Origin of the sequence: Streptococcus plurextorum DSM 22810, assembly GCF_000423745.1 — a bacterium.
Classification (GTDB): domain Bacteria; phylum Bacillota; class Bacilli; order Lactobacillales; family Streptococcaceae; genus Streptococcus; species Streptococcus plurextorum.
This window is the reverse complement of sequence record NZ_AUIO01000035.1, coordinates 1-1,272: the sequence shown is the minus strand read 5'-3', so window position 1 is coordinate 1,272 and position 1,272 is coordinate 1. Positions and strand designations below refer to the sequence as shown.

Below are 1,272 nucleotides of genomic sequence, written 5' to 3'. Positions count from 1 at the left end.
GATGTCTTTTCTGCTTTTTCTTTTGGCAAAAAATAACATTAGGATAATAAGTAAGTCTACGGCTGTCCCAGAATACAGGATTATTGAAGTAACAATATTTTGAATCATAAAACACCTCATTCAAATATATTTTTGAATGTATTCTAACATTAAACTTTATAGATGTCAACTTAAAATCCACCAATTAATAATTGCATGTCAATATTTGTATTGTGTAGTTTCAGAAATATATTGTAATTCAAATTGTAGAAAATTACATCAAATATTATAATGAAAAAAGAATCCAACAAAAATTGGACTACCTGTCTCCGGTTGAATACCGGAGACGGTAGCCCTAGGGTGTTTTTATTAAATTCTCACTTTTTTGGGGTCAGTCCCACGACCGTTGATTGAGCTTAAAACTATTTCGATTTATGAGCCATTGGAAATCTCGTATGATGAATATATGTCTAATTGCAAACATTAACTAGAGTAATAGCCTAGTTAATAAGCATGGGAGGGAGTTATAAGCTCTCTCTTTTTTGTCTGCACTGTTCGCGGACAAATCGCACGTTGATTCGTGCGACGGGCGAAGACCATTTTTTGCTGATAATTTTAGCGCAGCTGAAATTATTTTGTTAGCAAAAGATGGGCAAGCAAAAATTGCGTGAAGCAATTTTTTCGGTGCGTAGTTCGCGCCGATTTTTTCGAGGCCACTTTTGTGGGCCGAAAAAGCAGTGAATTTTTTGAACCGTGAGGGTCAAAAAAGGGGTGCAACCCATAGCCCTCGGCAGAGCGTTTGTAGTTTTGATGAACCGTAGGGTTGTCAAAACTACAAAAACGTTACTTTTTGACAAAAAGTAACAAAAACCTCTGTTACTTGCTTCTCAAATTTTTTAATGAAAATCATTGAGTCTAATTTATTTGGCGAGGAATAGCGGAGCGCCTCGCCGTTGTTCGCTATTCGAGCAATCATAACACAAAATTTTAAGATATTGATAATTTAGAAATTAAGATACCAATCTTAAATAATCACTTTTCTACAAAAATAATGGGGTCATTTATCTATCCATTTTTTAAGTCATAATGGGTAACTTTATAAAACCATTATCTGTTAAAGAATGGCTTACTTTATTGGTCCGCTATTTTTGAAAATATGGGCTTCTTTAATTAGTCCATTAATTTAGAGAATATGGTCTTCTTTATCTACCCATTATTTTAGAGAACGTGGTCTTCTTTATCTATCCATTATTTTAGAAAATATGGTCTTCTTTATTTACCCATTATTTTAGA

The 1,272-nt window shown here is 33.5% G+C and carries 1 protein-coding gene and 1 pseudogene; one reads left to right on the top strand and one right to left on the bottom strand.

Translation table 11 applies throughout. The features are described 5' to 3' along the window. The coding region (locus G575_RS12045) for a cadmium resistance transporter (RefSeq protein WP_342664501.1) at positions 1 to 108 on the bottom strand (108 nt) is incomplete at its 3' end. A 122-nt stretch (positions 109 to 230) separates the two neighbouring features. Between G575_RS12045 and G575_RS12040 the strand changes: the two are divergent. Then, positions 231 to 332: pseudogene (locus tag G575_RS12040) on the top strand (IS3 family transposase); the annotation flags it as partial. Between the last annotated feature and the right edge of the window lie 940 nt (positions 333 to 1,272).